Origin of the sequence: Pseudoxanthomonas sacheonensis, assembly GCF_010093305.1 — a bacterium.
GTDB lineage: Bacteria > Pseudomonadota > Gammaproteobacteria > Xanthomonadales > Xanthomonadaceae > Pseudoxanthomonas_A > Pseudoxanthomonas_A sacheonensis.
In genome coordinates, this window is sequence record NZ_PDWS01000004.1 from 49687 (window position 1) to 66881 (window position 17195).

Genomic DNA, 17195 nt, shown 5'->3' on the forward strand with positions numbered 1-17195 from the left:
TTTTCGTTCATGTCCTCCGCCCTGTCCCGTGAATACCAGCGCCTCGGCGCCGCCGATACCACCCGCACCCTGGCGTATGCGCGGCTGCGGCGGGCAGTGCAGAACCTGATCGACAGCGGCGTGCTGCAGCCCGGACAGGCCCTGCCCAGCGAGCGCGACCTGTGCCAGCAGCTGTCGCTGTCGCGGGTCACCGTGCGGCGCGCATTGTCGGGGTTGGTCGAATCCGGCCTGCTGACCCAGCGCCATGGCGCTGGCAGTTTCGTGGCCGAACGCATCCAGCGCTCGTTCTCGCGCCTGACCAGCTTCACCGACGACCTGCGCGAACGCGGCCTCAACCCGCGCTCGGAATTCTTCGAGCGCAGCGTGGGCGAAGTCACCCCGGAAGAAGCCATGGCCTTGAACCTGTCACCGGGCAGCGGCGTGATCCGCTTCCATCGCGTGCGCTACGGCGGCGATGCGCCGCTGGCGGTGGAACGCACTCTGGTGCCGCACGCTTTGTTGCCGGATCCGCTGAGCGTGGTCGACTCCCTCTATGAAGCGCTGCAGCCGCATGGCCATCGCCCTGTGCGCGCACTGCAGCATTTGCGCGCGGTGGCGCTGGATGCCGAGACCGCGAAGCTGCTGCACCTGCCGACCGGCAGTCCGGGCCTGCTGATAGAGCGCCGCGCGTTCCTGGCCGACGGCCGGGTGGTGGAATCCACGCGTTCGTTCTACCGCGGCGATGCCTACGACTTCGTCGCCGAGCTGCACAGCGAATAATCCTGAATCTCAACAATGTGAGCGCTCTCACTATTGTCGAAGTAATGGGGTTTCTTCAGCGAACAGCCGATAATGTGACAAATATCGCATGATGCCGTTCGGCGCAACCGCAAGTAGGCGCAGAGGCGGACGCGCGACGGCAAAACATCTTGCAGAACACGTCGGAGTGAACATGGGTGCGAACAAACGTTTTGAAATCGCCGATAAGGCGCCCGATGCGGCCAATGCGGACGCCAGCGACAACAAGATGGACCAGATCCGCGAACTGATGTTCGGCGGCGTGGTCCGCGATTTCGATCGTCGCATCAAGGAACTCAGCGAGCTCATGGAAAGCGAGCTGGCCCGCGTGGCCGCCGACTACGAGCGGCGCATCGCCGGGTTGGAAGCGCGGCTGGATCCGCAGATCGAAAAGCTGGGCGCGCAACTGCGCCAGGAAAGCGCCGCGCGCACCAGCGCGCTGGACGATATCGACGTGCGCTTCGGCCAGTCCCAGCGCACCCAGCGCAGCGAGATCAACGCCGTGCTGCAACAGCACGAAGACAACGCCACCGCTGCCGAAGCCCGCGCCCGCGATGCGTTGGCGCAACTCGACGAACGCACCCAGGCGGCCCTGCAGGCGGTGCGCGATGCGCTGTCTTCGGCGCGCAGCGAACTGGGCGGACAGAAGCTGGCGCGCGAAGACCTGGCCGACCTGATGGCGGAGGTCTCGTTGCGCCTGCGCGGCGCCCAGGACGCTTCGAAGAACGGCTGAGGGCCGGTCGCGCATGAACGGCGAATACGACCGTCTTCGCCAACTGCTGCTGGAACAGGAGCGCGGCCGCATGGACGCGCTGCAGGACAGCGTGGGCAAGGCGACCGCGCGTTTCGAACGCGTGCCGGACCTGCTGGCCGATGACATCGAAGCCAGCATCCGCGAAGGCAAGCGTTCGCGCCTGGCCAACGTGCTGTCCGAAGCCAGCGCCGATTCGCTGGAGATCGCCGTGCGCCGCCGTCCGCAGGCGGTGGTGCAGGCGGTGTATCCGATCATCGGCCCGGCCATCCGCCGTTCGCTCAGCGATGCATTGCGGCAGATGGCCGACGATCTGGATCGCGCGCTCAGCGACACCTTCAGCCCGCGCGCGCTGCTGTGGCGCTGGCAGGCCTGGCGCAGCGGCACGCCCTACGCGCAAGTGATGCTGCGCCATACCACGCGCTATCAGGTCGAGCATCTGTTCCTGATCGCGCCGGAATCCGGATTGCTGCTGGGCCACCTCACCGCCAGCGGTTTGCCGGCACTGGACGCCGACGCGGTGGCCGGCATGTTCACCGCCATCCATCAATTCGTGCGCGATTCGGTGACGGTGGACGAAGAAGGCAGCGGCATCGGCTCGGCAACCGTGGGCGGCTACCGGCTTGCCGTCAGCGAAGGCCCTGCCGCGCGACTGGTGGCGTTCGTGCGCGGCGTGCCGTCCAGCGATTTCGGTCTGCGCCTGGACGAACTCAACGAAGAGCTGCACGCGCGCTATGGCGCGCAGCTGGGCGAAGCCGAATCGGCCGGCGTGGCCGGCGCCGGATTGCTGGAACAGGCGCAACTGGACGAACTCAATTCGCGCGGAGCGGCCCAGCAAGGCGGCGCGCGTCCGCGCCGCCGCAAATACGTGTGGGCGGCGCTGGTGCTGGTGGCGCTGGCGCTATTGGCCCATGCCGTGCTCGGTTGGCGCTGGTCTGTGCAGGTCGAGGCGATCGGGCGGCACCTGTCCGCTACGCCCGGACTGGTGGTGTCCAAGCTGGACGGCGGCGAACGGGGCCGCTTGCGCATCGAAGGCCTGATGGATCCCCTGGCCAACGACCCGCGCGCCTGGCTGTCGCAGCATCATCCCGGCGTGGAAGTCGAAATGCGAACACGCCCATTCGTGTCGCTGGAGCCGCAGCTGGTGCAGCGGCGGGTGGCCCAGACGCTGCATCTGCCCGAAGCGGCGGTGCAACCGCCCGACGCCCAGGGCGTGATCCGCTTGCACGGTTCGGTAGCGTTCCCCGACTGGTACCGCGCGCGCGCCACGCCGCTGTCCACGCCTGGCGTCACCGGCATCGACTACGATGGATTGTCCTATCCGCAAAAAGCGCAAATAGATGCCGCCATCGCTTCCATCCAGTCGCTCCAGCTGCCGTTCCCGAGCGGTACGGTGACGCCGGGCGCCGGCTGGGAGAAGGTATTGGCCGAGATGGGCCGGAAGTTGCAGGCGCTGGAGCGCATCGGGGCGGCTTCCTCCATCGCCTTCCACATGCAGACCGCGGGCCTGACCGACGAACCAGGCACGCTCGACCAGAACCGCGGCCTGCGCCAGCAGCGCGCCGAATGGCTGGCCAGCCGCCTGGCCGCGCAACTGCATCCGCCTTCGACCATCGCGGTCAACCAGGATGCCGCGTTCGCGCTGCCGCAGAACCTGCGCATGCGCGCCGCCGTGGTCACGGTCGAACCCTATCCCGCGCCGGTGCAGCAACGATGAGCGTCTCCCGGAAAGTAAGCCTGCTCGGCGACTTCGCCGTCGGCAAGACCAGCACCGTGGCGCGCAGCGTTCGCAACACCTTTTCCGAGGCCTACCTGACCTCGGTCGGGGTGAAAGTGGATACCAAGACCTTGCCCGATGCCGAAGGCCGCGACCTGCGCCTGGTGCTGTGGGACATCGCCGGCGCCAGCTCGCTGGACCAGATGCGCGCCAACTACATCGGCGGCAGCCAGGGCCTGCTGCTGATCGCCGACGGCACCCGCGCCGACACCGTGGACACCGTGCTGGGGCTGCGCGACCAGGCTGTGCGCTTGCTGGGGCGCGAGCTGCCGGCGGTGCTGATCCTCAACAAATGCGATCTGGCCGGCGAGTGGGAAGTGCCGCCGGAACGCATCCGCGAACTCGCGCAGCGGGTGCCGGTATTCAGCGCCAGCGCGCGCACCGGACAGGGCGTGGAGGAAGCCTTCGCCGCGCTGGCCTCGGCCGTGTCCGCCGCGCCTGTCGGTTCGAAATCGCCGTGAGCGCGCCGCGCAAACCCGCCGCCGCGCCCGCACGGGCACGACCGCCCGTGGTGGTGACTTTCGACGAAGACGGAGAGCTGCTGGACGTGGTGGGCGACATCGACTGGTTCGTCGCCGGCGGCGACACCCGCCAGGACGTCTACAAACGCCTGCAGGATCTGCACGAGGGTGTCGAAGGCGCGCCGGACATCATCCCCGCCATGGAGCTGTCGCAGGGACGCTATGCCGACGTCCACATCGTGGCCGAGCAGGACAGCCGCCATTTCGTGCTGCTGGATGCGACCGAATTGATGCAGGTGCTGCGCCGCAACCAGCAGACCAGCAACGAAGCCGCGCTGCTGGAGGACCGCCACCGCCGGGAGCTCCGCAAAAGCATGCCGGACCCGTCCGCGCCTCCGCGTCCCCTGCGGCAGTTCCGCCGCAGTTCGGAGCTGTTCGCCGAACTGGTCGACAGCGCGCGCGCGCCGATGGCGCAGCTGGCTGGGCATGCGCGCCTGCTGCAGCAGCGCTGCAAGGACGATCCGGCCGCGCTGCGCTCCATCGCCGCCATCCAGCATGCCGCCGTGCGTCTGGATGCGCTGTCGACCAACGGCCTGATAGGCCTGGGCGAACTCACCGCGGGCGCCAGCAATCTGGGCATCGTCGATCCGTCGCAGCTGGCGGCGCTGCTGCAGGAAACCTTCGCACTGCAAGCGCACGCGCAGGGCGTCGGTTTCGAAGTGCATGTGCCCGAAAGCGCGAGCCAGATCGAAGTCGATACGCTCGCCCTGCGCCAGATCCTGATCAACCTGATCATCCATGCGCTGGAGGGCGCCGAGGGCGGCCGGCTGGTGGTGTCGTTTTCGGTCGCCGCGCAAGGCCTGGAGATCGAAATCGCATGCGAGCCTTCGGGCTTCGGCGCCGATCATTTCGGCCCCCTGGTCACCACCGCCGATCTGTTGCAGTCCCATGCGGGCGGCAGCCTGGGTCTGGCGGTCAGCCAGCTGTTGCTGCAGCAGATGCGCGCGACGGTGGAGCTGGTGTCCCGGCGCGGCGGCGGCCATGAAGTCTGGATCCGCTTGCCGCTCGATCGCATGGCCGGTACTGAAGGTGAATTGCACGTGCGGGAAGCGCCCCTGCCGCCGGCGCTGCTCGACGGCGGGAAGTTGGCGGTGGTGGCGGTGGAGCCGACGCAGTGCGCGGCCGGCCTGGCGGAACTGTTGGCCGAACTGGGCGTGCCGTCCGTGTCGGTGCAGGACATCGGCCGCATCGAAGCATTGGTGCGCGACGACGCGTTGGGCGCGCTGATGCTGTCCAGTCCGTTCGAGGGCAGGAACGGCCGCGAGATCCTCAATCGCCTGGAGCTGCCGGCGGACACCGGCGTCATGCTGCTCACCGCCGCCGGCGAAGTCCCGGGCCGGACGGGCTGGCAGCGCGACCGCAATTGCGTGCGGATCGCTTCCGACGCCGACCGCGACACGTTGCATGCGGCGTTACGCACCGTACTGGCCGGCTAGAGCGATCGATGAAGGAAACCAGGCCATGGCCGTAACGACAGGGGCAGCGCGATGATCCAGATCGCCGACATGGCCGCGTTCGTCGCCGTGATGGAAACGGCCAGCTTCACCGAAGCGGCCCGACGCCTGACGACGACCAAGTCGGTGATCAGCCGGCGCGTGAGCGACCTGGAGCGCGAACTGGGAGCGCCCTTGCTGGATCGCGGCGCGCGCAGCAGCGTGCGCGCTACCGAAGTGGGCGCGGTGTACTACGCCAAATGCGTGCGCATACTGGAATCCATCGGCGCGGCCAACGATTTCGTCGCCGGATTCAATAGCCTGGTCCGCGGACGCTTGCGCATAGCCTTGGCCGAGTCCTTCAACGGCGCGTTGATCGCGCCGCTGCTCAATGAATTCGCCGAACGCTACCCCGAAGTTCTGCTCGATATCCAGGCCGACGACGAATACATCAACCTGGGCGACAGCCATTTCGATGCCGCCATCCGCGTCGGCCGCCTGGGCGACGCCAACCTCATCGCCCGTCCGCTGGCCGGTTTCCGCAAGTGGCTGTGCGCCAGCCCCGCTTATTTGCAGGCGCATGGCGTGCCGCAGTCGCCCGACGATCTGGCCGAGCACCACGGCCTGATCGATACTTCGGGCGAAGGCCTCGGCGACTGGCAGCTGTGGGTCGACGGGGAGGCGCGCAACTGCCGGGTGCGCGAACGCATCCGCAGCAACAGCGGCGAGCAACTCATCTCGGCCGCATGCGCGGGCCTGGGCATCGTGCAGGCGTCCAGCATCCTTGCCGCCGACGCCATCGTTTCGGGGCAGTTGCGCATCGTGCTCCCCGAATGCGCGCCGCCGGCCAGCCAGATCTCGGTCGTCTATCCCAGGAGCAGGCGGGCTTCGCAGAAAGTGCAGGTCTTGCTGTCGTTCCTGAGCGAACGCATCGCCGCCGTCGCCGATTGGGACGACCGCATCGCGCAGGCGCAGGCGACGCGCTAGCCGCTTTGCCTGCGGCGCGGCCGGCCGCCGCGACCGGGCGCAGGCGCCGCAGTTCGTCGATAGCAGCCGGCCAACAGCAGCCCGATCAGTGTTCGCGATTCGCGAACATTCAGTTCGTCACAGATGGCTAGCGCATCCTGGCCTGCGACCTAAGCTAGGTCCCAGGAGCAGTTGTCGGGTGCTCATCCCACACGGAGATTGTGGATGAGCGCAAGCGCGGGGATCGGGTGGTCCCGCGCCCATGCGGCCACCGAGCAATCGGCGGCCGCGTGGCGACCCCAAGGATCCCAGGCTTCTGCCGGCGGCTTCCCCCCCGGCGGTTGCATGGCGCAGCGAGTCCCCACTCTTGCGCCGTGTGCGGTATCCGTCAATTCCCCAAGCTCTGGCGGATATCGCAGTCGCTCCGACGGCGACAGGTCGAGGGGGCTTCGGCCCCCTCGTTTTTTCCCCGGAATGCGGTCAGGGAGCAAGGATGAAGAACGATCCGCCGCTGTCCGCAACTCCCTCCGCAAAGCGGTGATGCGCGCATGAACAGGATGGCCATGAAGGCAGTGGACATGAATTCGCATGAAACGGCCATGAAGCCGCAATGGGCGTTTCGCATAGAAGACGTGGGTATGGACAAGGCGACTTTCGAGGCGAACTGGCGTGCGCGCCAACGGTTGAACGATTCGCAATGGGCCAAAGTGCTTGCCGTGCTGCCGGGCCGCATCGGCGTTCGCGCCAGCAACGGCGGCAATGCCCGGCGCTTCGTCGAGGCGGTGTTGTGGATGGCCCACACCCGCGCCTACTGGTCGGACATTCCGATCGAATACGGCGCGTGGCACGCCATCTACATCCGTTTCGGCCGCTGGTCGCACGAAGACGTATGGGAAGATGTGGTCAAGGCCCTGGAAGATCTGCCGAAAACCCAGGCGCTGCTCGGCGCGCTGGTGGAGAAGTACCAGGCCAGTTATCGCATCCAGCGGTTGCGCGGCAGGATGAAGTAAGCACGCACGACAACGCGCGGCGCATCGAGCGCAATCTCGGCAAGACTACGGCCTGATCGTCGCCCTCAGTTTTAAGGGTATCGCCCAGTATTGGCCAGCGGATGCCTATCCGTATCCGGCCTTTGCGCTGCCCGTTAATCCATTGCGCCATCGTGGATGGGCCTTCGATGCCGAGAGGCCGCCGTAGGTCGGGAGCGGATATTGGCTGGGTGCTCTATTGCCGCGAAGGAGAGGGATGACGCTTCCGGCCGCGGGGTGAGACGGAATAGACGAGCGCCGTGTGGTGCGACCAGCGGCTTGAAAGTGCCGCCGACCGGCTTCAGCTGCGTGCGGCTCCACAGGTCCCGCACCTGCACTTGTCCCTGCAGCCCGAGCGCTGCCATCTCTACCGGGATCGGGCGACTGCCGGTTGCCATGGCAGTGGCATCGCGGGTATCGAACACCGCCAAGTACTTGTCTCTCCCGCCGGCCGCATCGGCGACCCACGCGATCAGCCCGTCGTCGGTGCGGAACAATTGGCGGTTGTTCGCGCTGTGCTGGTTGACGGCCAGCACCTCGTCGTTGGTAAGCAAGGACAGGGTGAACGGATCGGTACGGGTCATATCGCCGCCATGGATCAATGGCGAGCGTGCGATGCTCCACAAGGTCATCAGAGTGATCTGTTCGTCGCGGGTGAAGCGGGTAGGCCGGTCGAACTCGACGATGCCCAGCGGCAACATGTCCGCATCCGGCCAGGCGCCGGCGATCCGGTACGGTGTCCACTCATGCAGCCGCTTGAACTGAGCCAGCAGCAGTTCCCAGCGATCCCAGAAATCGTCGCTGATCCGCCACATGTTGGCGTGCTGGTTGACGTGAGCGCCCACCGACAAAGGGGTTTCTCCCGGTGAGGTACTGAACACGATTGGCCGGCCGGTCTTGTCGATCGCCTTGCGGATGGCCTCGATTTCGGCACGCTGCGGGTCATAAGGGCGGCTGAGATCGTCGACTTTGATGAAGTCCACGCCCCAGTCGGCCAACTGCTGTATCAGCGAATCGTAATAGGCCTGCGCACCCGGCTTGGACATGTCCACGCCATACATGTCCGGGTTCCAGGCGCAGCTGCTATCGATATCGGCGATATCCGCGGCACGCAGCCGAGTATCCAGGATCGGCGTGTTCTGCTTGACCGCTTGGCGCGGGATGCCGCGCATCATGTGAATGCCGAACTTCAGCCCCTTGCCATGCACGTAGTCGGCCAGCGGCTTGAAGCCCTGGCCGCCCGCGGCCGAAGGGAACTTCTCCGGTGCCGGCACAAGGCGACTGAAGCCGTCCATGGCCAACATGGCGCCTTCTTCGTAGCTGTGGCCTTTGGCGGTGGGCTGGTACCACTGGATATCCACCGTGACGTACTGCCAGCCGTGCGCCTTGAGTTTGGCGGCCATGAAGTCGGTCTGCTGTTTGATCTGCGCTTCGGTCACCGTGGTACCGAAGGCATCCCAGCTATTCCATCCCAGCGGTGGCGTAGCGGCCCATTGATGAAAATCGTTCGACGGCGGCGCGGCTATTGCCGGGGCAGTCGCCACGGACAGGCTGCCGATGAGCAGCAGAACACCTGGAAATCGCAGAAGACCGAATTGATTCATGGATCACTCCTGTACCTACCTCCGGTCGGCGCGGGACAGCGGCAGCGGATGGGCATTACTTATCAGCGCTCAATGCCGGGGCCGGCCCAGGTCGAACAAACGCTGTAGCAAGCAGAACACGAACAGCAGCAGACCAATGGCAATGCGCGTCCACCATGAGCTAAGCGTGCCGTCGAACGCGATCATGGTCTGGATCAGACCCAGGATCAGCACGCCGATCAGGGTGCCGATCACGTAACCCGTGCCGCCGGCGAGTACGGTGCCGCCGATCACCACCGCTGCGATGGCATCCAGTTCAAGACCCAGCGCGTGCTGGCTGTAGCCGGACAGCATGTAGAAGGTGTAGACCACTCCGGCCAGCGCCGAACAGAAGCCGCTCAACGCATACACTCCAATCAGGGTCGAGTCGACCGGCAGCCCCATCAACCGCGCCGAGGTTTCACTGCCGCCGATGGCGTAGACGGTACGGCCGAAGCGGGTGGCGTTGGCGATCCAGATGCCGGCGGCCACCACCACCAAGGCGAGCACTGCGCCGATCGACAGACTGCCGAAGCCCAGCGGGATGCGGACATACGACAAGGTGGTGAAGAACGGATGGTCGATGCCGATCGAATCCACGCTCAGCAGCGTCGCCGCACCGCGCGCCAGGAACATGCCAGCCAAGGTGACCACGAACGGCGGTAGCCGGTAACGCTGGATCAACACGCCCATGGCCGCCCCGAAAGCGCTGCCCAGGACCAGCACGACGGGAATGCCCGCCACGGGATGCCACCCCCACTGCTGCACCAGCATCGCCAGCAGCACCGTGGTGAAAGCGATCACCGCACCAACCGAAAGGTCGATGCCGCCAGTGAGGATGACGAAGGTGGCGCCAACCGCCGCCACGCACAGGAAGGCATTATCGATCAGGAGATTGAGGAACACCTGCGGGGACAGCAACCCGGGATAGAGAAGGCCCCCGATCACGGCCATGGCCAGGAACAGCGCCAAGGTCACCAGCAACGGCAGATGGCGCGGATCCAGCCGCCTCGACGGCGCCGAATTTTTTGAGTTTCGGGCGCGACCCGCACCGCTCATGCGCCGTCCCCCCCGGCTTGGCGCTGTCCCACCAGCTGGCGCACATGGCTGCGGAACTCGACCGATTGCAACAACATCACGATGAATACCAGCGCGGCCTTGACCACCAGATTCACCTGCGGCGGTACGCCGAGCGAATAAATGGTCGAGGTCAGGGTCTGGATGATCAGCGCACCGATCACGCTGCCAGCGAGGCTGAAACGACCACCGCCGAGTGCGGTGCCGCCCAGGGTAACCGCCAGGATCGCGTCCAGTTCCAGCAGCTGTCCGGCGTTGTTGGCATCGGCGCTGCTGACGTTGGAACTGACCAGGATCCCGGCCGCGCCCGCGCAGAACGCGCAAAACACATACAGCCCAACCGTGATCCACCGTGCCGGCACGCCGGCCAAGCGCGCGGCCACGGGATTGCCGCCGATGGCGCGTATGAACAAGCCCAGCGCTGTGCGGCCAAGGGCCAGCCACAGCAGCAGGCATACGGCGGCGATCACGTACAGCGAAAACGGAAGGCCGAACAGGAAGCCGTTGCCGAAATAGGCGTACGGCTTGTAGTACACCGTCAGGATCTGCCCATCGGCCAGCAACTGGGCGACGCCGCGTCCGGCTACCATCAGAATCAGGGTGGCGACGATGGGCTGCATGCCCAGCTTGACCACCAACAGCCCGTTCCAAAGCCCGCACAAGGCAGCCGCGGAAAGCGCAGCGGCGATCGCCACGGCCATGGGAAAGCGCGAGACATCGGACTCGCCGCCGATCATCCAGGCCGCCACAGTGGCTGCAACCGCCAACACTGCGCCCACGGAAATATCCAGGCCGCGAACGGCGATCACCAATGTCACACCCAGCGAAACCAGGATCAGCGGTGCGGCGCGGTTGGCGATATCCACCAGGTTTCCGTACAGATGGCCATCGCGCCAGTGCAGGGAAAGGAAGGTGGGACTGACCAAGCCGTTGCCCAGCACCAGCAGCGTCAGGGTCAGCAGCGGCCAGAACAGGGGATGCGCGATGAAACGCCGGAACCGCGGCACGGGTGTGGCCGAAGGAGAGGGCTGCGTCATGCCTCGCTGCCTGCAATCAGTTCATACACCGCCGCCTCACCGCAGCCTCCAGGAAGTTCGCCCACCTTGCGCCGGTCGCGCATCACTGCGATCCGGTCCGAGATGCGCACGAGTTCCTCCATTTCCGCGGAGATGAAAAGCACCGCCATGCCCTTGCGCGCCAGGCGCAGGATCTGTCCCATGATTTCTTGCTTGGCGGCGACGTCGATGCCGCGGGTCGGCTCATCCAGGATCAGCACTGCCGGCTCAGTGGCCAGCCAACGCGCCAACACTGTTTTCTGCTGGTTGCCGCCCGAAAGCAGGCCAACCGGAGTCTCGATGCCGGCGGTTTTGATCCCCAACAGCTCGACATATCGCCGGGCCAGTTCTTCCTGCTCGCCGCGGCCAAGAAAACGGCGCAGGCCCAGTTTGGCCTGCAATGCCAAGGCGATGTTTTCGCGCACCGACAGATCGGCCACGATGCCCTCGGTCTTGCGCTCCTCAGGACACAGGGCCAGGCCTTGCGCCACCGCGTCGGCCGGACCTTTCAGGATCATCTCGCGTTGTCCTATGCGCAGCTTGCCGCCGTCCGCGCGGTCCAGCCCGAACATCAGCCGGACCAGTTCGGTGCGGCCCGAACCGAGCAGCCCACCCAGGCCCAGCACTTCACCGGCGCGCAGGCTCAGGTCGGTCGGAGCGATCTGTCCGCGACGTTCCAGCGCCTGCGCCTCCAGCACCGTCGCACCCTCGCTCGCCGCGACGGACTGCACAGCATCGTCGCGTTCGGCGACAGCGACCTCGCGACCCACCATGGCCGCCACCAACGGCCCATGAGGCAACGCCGTCGCCGCGTACTCGCCTACCCGGCGGCCGTTGCGCAAGACGGTGATGCGGTCGGAAACCGCATACATCTGATCCAGAAAATGAGTGACGAACAGGATCGCCATGCCTTGCTCGCGCAGACGGCGTATCACCGCGAACAACTCCTGCACCTCACTCTCATCCAGGCTCGAAGTCGGTTCGTCCAGGATCAATACCTTGGCCGACACGCTCAACGCGCGCGCGATGGCGACCATTTGCTGCACCGCCACCGGGAAATCCGACAGCGGCCGTTTCGGGTCGATGTCCAGGTGCAGTCCGGCCAGCACATCGCGGGCCTGCGCATCGACCGCGTTCCAGTCGATGGCTCCGGTCCAACGCCGACGGGGATAGCGGCCGCCCACGATGTTCTCGGCTACCGACAGGTTCGGGCACAGGTTCACTTCCTGATAGACCGTGCTGATGCCCAGCTGCTGCGCATCGGCCGGACTGGATGGCGACGCTGCCTGTCCGCGCACCCGTATCTCTCCGCTGTCCGGGCGCATCGCCCCGGTCAGCAATTTGATCAGGGTCGATTTGCCCGCGCCGTTCTGGCCCATCAGCGCATGCACTTCGCCGGCGCGCAGGGTCAGGTCGACGCCTTCCAGCGCGGCTACGCCGGCAAAGCGTTTGCCCAGGCCGCGGGCCTGCAGGACGATGGCGGCTTCGTCCGTGGCCATTCCGTTCAGTACTTGCGGCCTGGCAGCGCCGCAGCGGCCTGGTCCTGGGTGAATACACCCTCCTCCACCAGGATGCGCTTGGGCAGCGGACGCTTCTCAAGCACGGCTTTGACCGCATCGACCAGTTGATCCCCGATCAACGGATTGCATTCGATGGTGGCGTTGAGCTTGCCCGCCTCCATCGCCTTGAACGCGCCGCGTACGCCGTCGATGGAAACGATCTTGATGTCTTTGCCGGGCTTCAGCCCGGCCTCCTCGATGGCCTGGATCGCGCCAATGGCCATATCGTCGTTGTGCGCGAACAACACATCGATCTTCGGGCCCTCGGCTTTGAGGAACGCCTCCATCACTTCCTTGCCCTTGGCCCGGGTGAAGTCGCCGCTCTGCGATCGCACAACTTTGAAGCGCGAGTCTTTGTCGATGACCTCATGGAATCCCTGCATGCGGTCGATCGCCGGCGCCGAACCCACCGTGCCCTGCAACTCGACGATGCGCACTTCTCCGCTTCCGGCAGGCGTGTCCTGCAACAGCCAGCGGCCGGCCTTGCGGCCCTCTTCGACGAAATCCGAGCCGATCAGGGTCACGTAGAGCGAATCGTCGGAAACATCGACCGCCCGGTCGGTGAGGATCACCGGGATGTTGGCGGCCTTGGCCTCGCGCAGCACCGTTTCCCAGCCCGATTCGACCACCGGCGAAAACGCGATCAGGTCCACGCGCTGGGCGATGAACGAGCGCAGCGCCTTGATCTGGTTTTCCTGCTTCTGCTGCGCATCGGAGAAACGCAACTGGATGCCGGCCTTGGACAGCGACGATTTGATCGACGCGGTATTGGCGGTGCGCCACTCGCTTTCGGCACCGATCTGGCTGAAACCCAGCACCGGTTGCGCCGCGCGATCGCCGCCCGCATCGCGCGAACAGCCGCTCACAAATGCTGCCGCGCATGACAGCGCGGCGGCCAGCATGAATCCTCGCTTCATCCCTTCCCTCCCGTTATGGTTGTTTGACCCATCCCCTCCGGGCGGTGTCCGTCGTATCGACCAGGAAGGTTTCTCTTCCCGGCATTGTGCAGCTGTCCGGCCTAGGCCGAGGTATAGGCGGTTTTGACCGTGGTATAGAACTCGGCAGCATAGCGGCCCTGTTCGCGCGGCCCGTAACTGGAGGCCTTGCGGCCGCCGAACGGCACGTGCGGATCCACGCCCGCGGTCGGCAGGTTGACCATGACCATGCCGACTTCTGCATGGCGTTTGAAATGCGTCGCGTACTTCAGCGAAGTCGTGGCGATGCCTGCGCACAGACCGAACTCGGTGTCGTTGGCCAGGGCCAGCGCATGTTCGTAGTCGTTCGCGCGCAATACCGCCGCCACCGGACCGAATACTTCCTCCCGCGCTATCCGGTGCTCTGGCAGAGCGGCGACCAGAGCCGGGCTCAAGTAGTGGCCGCGGGTATCCAGCTCCAGTTGCTCTCCGCCGCACAGCAGTTCGGCGCCTTCCTGGCGGGCGATGTCCAGATAGGAAAGGTCGGTGGCCAGTTGTTCGGCGCTGGCCACCGGACCGATATCGATGCCGCTGGTCAGCGCGTGGCCGACCTTGAGCGAAGCCAGGCGCTTGCGGGTGCGCGCTATGAACTCCTCGTACACCGGAGCCTCCACGATCAGCCGGCTCGAAGCCGTGCAGCGCTGGCCGGTGGAGAAATAGGCGCCGTTGACCGCGACCTCCACCGCTTTTTCCAGGTCGGCGTCGGCCAGTACCACCAGCGGATTCTTGCCGCCCATCTCCAACTGGATTTTCAGTCCGCGCGCGGCGGCCTGCTGCAGCAGCGCATTGCCGGTGCGCACCGAGCCGGTGAAAGTCAGCGCGTCGACCCGCGGATCCTCGATCAGGGCCTGGCCGACCACGCGACCGCTGCCGATGACCAGATTGAATGCGCCCGCCGGCAGGCCGGCCCGGCTGAGGATCTCGGCCAGGGCCCAGGCACAGCCCGGCACGATCTCGGCCGGTTTGAACACTACGGTGTTGCCATAGGCCAGGGCAGGGGCGATCTTCCAGGCCGGAATGGCCAGCGGGAAGTTCCAGGGGGCGATGATGCCGACCACACCCATCGGCTCGCGGGTGATCTCCACCTCCACACCGGGACGGGTCGAGGCCAGTTTTTCGCCGGGAATGCGCAGGGCTTCGCCGGCGAAGAATTTGAAGATCTGTCCGGCACGGGCCGCCTCGCCGATGGACTCCGGCAGGGTCTTGCCCTCTTCCATCGCCAACAGCCTGCCCAGCTCTTCTTTGCGCGCCAGGATTTCGCTGCCGACAAAGTCCAGAGCGTCGGCACGTTGCTGCGGCGTGCTCAGCGACCAGCTACGTCGGCACGTTGCTGCGGCAGCGATCGCATCGCGCACCTGCGCCGCATCCAGACTGGCGTAATCGCCCACCGGCGTCGCCAGGTCGGAGGGATTCTCATCCTGTGCGGCGGTGCCGCTGGCCACCCACTGGCCGTCGATGTAACTCTGGAAACGCTGGGTCATGCGGAGTGTCCTGGGATCAGAGGGGGCGTACGCCACCGAGAGCGAAACCGCCGGCCACGGACTGCAATGGATTGACCAGGGGCGCACCCAGCGCCGGCAAGTCGATCTCGAAGCAGTCGCCCGGCTGCACAGCGATGCCGTCGGCGAAACTCAAAGTCGAGGTGCCGAAGAAATGCAGGTGCACATCGCCTGGACGGCGATGCGCGGTGTATTTGAAATGGTGGTATTCCAGATTCTCCAGCGAATGGCACATGTTGTCCTCGCCGGTGAGGAAAGGCTTCTCCCATACCACCGTGTCGCCGCGGCGGATGCGGCTGGTGCCACCCAGGTCGCGCGGCAACGGTCCGGTACGCAGCTCGGGACCGACTGCGCAGGCGCGCAGCTTGGAATGGGCCAGATAGAGGTAGTTCTGGCGCTCGGTGATGTGGTCGGAGAACTCGTTGCCGATGGCGAACCCCAGGCGGTGCGGGGTGCCGTTAGGGCCGATCAGGTACAGCCCAACCAGCTCCGGCTCTTCGCCGCCATCCAAGGCGAAGTCAGGCGACGGCAGGGCCTGGCCCGGGGCCACCACCATGCTGCCATCGCCTTTGTAGAACCACTCCGGCTGCGCGCCGGGTCGGCCCTCGCGTGGAATGCCACCCTCCACGCCCCACTGGAAAACCTTCATCGAATCGGTGAGGCTGCCGGCGTTGGCATGGTCCTGCAGGTTCTGATGCATGGCATCGCGGGTGGCGGCGCTACCCAAGTGGGTCAGGCCGGTGCCGGTGACGCGCATATGAGCCGGATCGGGATGGGCCAGCGGGGTCAACACCCGGTCCTCGCGCAACAGCGTCGCATAGTCCAGCGACTCGTCGCTCTGCTCCTGTGCGGCTTGTTGCTCAAGGTCGCGATTGGCCGCAATCGCTGCGGTGGCCAGGGCATAGGTGGTCCTGGAGCTTCCCAGGAGACGCACGCGGACTCCGTCCTGGTTGATCACGCCGACCCGAGCTTCGCCGGCATCGTCAACTAGCTGGATCAGTCGCATTGCTTCGCCTGCAGTCGTGGGTCAGATGCGACACGCACCTTCCGCTGGGGACGTGCCATGCCAGACCGCATTCTGCCGACACCACTCATATACAACAAATCTATTTTTGTGATTAATATATATATGTATCGGCATAGGTGAGGGAAACTTCGTGGCCCAAAGCGCTCCCTGGTACATGCGCGCCCGCCTCAAGGCCCGACAGCTGATGCTGCTGATCGCGATCGACGACGAAGGCAGCACCCAACGTGCCGCGGACGTGTTGAACATGTCCCAGCCGGCGGCGTCGAAGATGCTCAAGGACCTGGAGGACTCGATGGGCGTGCCGCTGTTCGAGCGATTGCCGCGCGGCATGCAGCCGACCTGGTATGGCGAGACCATGATCCGCCACGCGCGTATTGCCCTCTCCAGCTTGAGCGAGGCCGGCGCCGAGATCGAGGCGCTGAAGGCCGGCTATTACGGCAGCGTCAGTGTCGGTGCGATTACCGGCCCGGCCATGAACCTGCTGCCGGCGGCAATGGTTCAGATCACCCGCGACCATCCGCTGCTGCGCGTCTCGCTGCTGGTGGAAAGCAGTGATGTGCTGTTGGAGATGCTGTCGCAGAACAAGCTGGACATCCTCGTGGCGCGCTTGTTCGCCCGCCACGACAAACGCAACCTGCATTACGAAGCGCTGGCAGAAGAACAGGTTTCGGCCATCGTCCGTCCGCACCATCCGATCCTGGAAATCGAACGACCTTCGCTGGCCGAATTGGCGATCGCCGGTTGGATCGTGCCGCCAGCCGGCAGCGTGCTGCGCCACCGCTTCGAGCTGATGTTCCAGAGCGCCGGACTGGAGCCGCCCAAGCGCATCATCGAGAGTTCGGCTCTTGCCTTCCTGCCGCGCATGCTGGAGGAAAGCGACTACATCGCGGTGGTGCCCACCGATGTCGCACGCTACTACGCCAAGCACCACATCGTCTCCATCGTGCCGGCGGAACTGTCGTGCCGGATGGACCATTTCGGCATCATCACCCGCAACGATTGGCTGCTCTCGCCCGGCGCCAAGATCATGTTGCAGGCGCTCAAGGCCGCGGCCGTGCCGGCGTACGGCGTCGATCTATCCGCGGGCAAGCCCGAGGGCTGAGGCGACCACGGCCGCAGCTGCGCTATC

15 protein-coding genes are annotated in these 17195 nt (G+C 65.7%); 8 read left to right on the top strand and 7 right to left on the bottom strand.

Annotated elements, in window-relative coordinates; translation table 11 throughout:
• Nucleotides 1-9: 9 nt before the first annotated feature.
• From CSC73_RS05435 to CSC73_RS05465, 7 genes are all read left to right on the top strand, one after another.
• Complete coding sequence (locus CSC73_RS05435) at nt 10-759, top strand: GntR family transcriptional regulator (RefSeq protein ID WP_163839406.1); 750 nt, start codon at nt 10-12, stop codon at nt 757-759.
• Nucleotides 760-931: 172 nt separating this feature from the next.
• Entirely contained in the window at nt 932-1510 is a 579-nt protein-coding gene (locus CSC73_RS05440) for a hypothetical protein (RefSeq protein WP_163839407.1), read from the top strand.
• A 13-nt stretch (nt 1511-1523) separates the two neighbouring features.
• Nucleotides 1524-3245 (top strand): hypothetical protein, encoded by a 1722-nt coding sequence (locus CSC73_RS05445; RefSeq protein ID WP_163839408.1) that lies wholly within the window; start codon nt 1524-1526, stop codon nt 3243-3245.
• Nucleotides 3242-3766, top strand: a complete 525-nt coding sequence (locus CSC73_RS05450) for a Rab family GTPase (RefSeq protein WP_163839409.1) — start codon at nt 3242-3244, stop codon at nt 3764-3766. The genes CSC73_RS05445 and CSC73_RS05450 overlap by 4 nt, the downstream gene beginning before the upstream one ends.
• Nucleotides 3763-5262 carry a sensor histidine kinase gene (locus CSC73_RS05455; RefSeq protein ID WP_163839410.1) on the top strand — a complete coding sequence of 500 codons (1500 nt, stop codon included), beginning with the start codon at nt 3763-3765 and terminating at the stop codon, nt 5260-5262. The genes CSC73_RS05450 and CSC73_RS05455 overlap by 4 nt, the downstream gene beginning before the upstream one ends.
• 51 nt (nt 5263-5313) lie before the next feature.
• Entirely contained in the window at nt 5314-6246 is a 933-nt protein-coding gene (locus CSC73_RS05460) for a LysR family transcriptional regulator (RefSeq protein ID WP_163839411.1), read from the top strand.
• Nucleotides 6247-6773: 527 nt separating this feature from the next.
• Complete coding sequence (locus CSC73_RS05465; RefSeq protein WP_163839412.1) at nt 6774-7235, top strand: transposase; 462 nt, start codon at nt 6774-6776, stop codon at nt 7233-7235.
• A gap of 134 nt (nt 7236-7369) precedes the next feature.
• On the opposite strand, the gene CSC73_RS05470 is transcribed toward CSC73_RS05465, so the two are convergent.
• From CSC73_RS05470 to araD1, 7 genes are all read right to left on the bottom strand, one after another.
• Nucleotides 7370-8857 (bottom strand): glycoside hydrolase family 27 protein, encoded by a 1488-nt coding sequence (locus CSC73_RS05470; RefSeq protein WP_163839413.1) that lies wholly within the window; start codon nt 8855-8857, stop codon nt 7370-7372.
• 69 nt (nt 8858-8926) lie between these two features.
• Entirely contained in the window at nt 8927-9934 is a 1008-nt protein-coding gene (yjfF, locus tag CSC73_RS05475; RefSeq protein ID WP_163839414.1) for a galactofuranose ABC transporter, permease protein YjfF, read from the bottom strand.
• Nucleotides 9931-10989: an ABC transporter permease gene (locus CSC73_RS05480; protein ID WP_163839415.1), complete on the bottom strand. Its 1059-nt coding sequence runs from the start codon at nt 10987-10989 to the stop codon at nt 9931-9933. Before CSC73_RS05480 ends, yjfF begins: the two co-directional genes overlap by 4 nt.
• Nucleotides 10986-12506, bottom strand: a complete 1521-nt coding sequence (locus CSC73_RS05485) for a sugar ABC transporter ATP-binding protein (RefSeq protein WP_163839416.1) — start codon at nt 12504-12506, stop codon at nt 10986-10988. The genes CSC73_RS05480 and CSC73_RS05485 overlap by 4 nt, the downstream gene beginning before the upstream one ends.
• A gap of 5 nt (nt 12507-12511) precedes the next feature.
• Complete coding sequence (locus CSC73_RS05490) at nt 12512-13483, bottom strand: ABC transporter substrate-binding protein (RefSeq protein WP_163839417.1); 972 nt, start codon at nt 13481-13483, stop codon at nt 12512-12514.
• 101 nt (nt 13484-13584) lie between these two features.
• Nucleotides 13585-15021 (bottom strand): aldehyde dehydrogenase family protein, encoded by a 1437-nt coding sequence (locus tag CSC73_RS05495; RefSeq protein WP_163839418.1) that lies wholly within the window; start codon nt 15019-15021, stop codon nt 13585-13587.
• A 16-nt stretch (nt 15022-15037) separates the two neighbouring features.
• Nucleotides 15038-16045 (bottom strand): AraD1 family protein, encoded by a 1008-nt coding sequence (gene araD1 / locus CSC73_RS05500; protein ID WP_163839419.1) that lies wholly within the window; start codon nt 16043-16045, stop codon nt 15038-15040.
• A gap of 151 nt (nt 16046-16196) precedes the next feature.
• Here araD1 and CSC73_RS05505 point away from each other — a divergent pair, with 151 nt between their 5' ends.
• Nucleotides 16197-17168, top strand: a complete 972-nt coding sequence (locus CSC73_RS05505) for a LysR family transcriptional regulator (protein ID WP_163839420.1) — start codon at nt 16197-16199, stop codon at nt 17166-17168.
• Nucleotides 17169-17195: the final 27 nt, after the last annotated feature.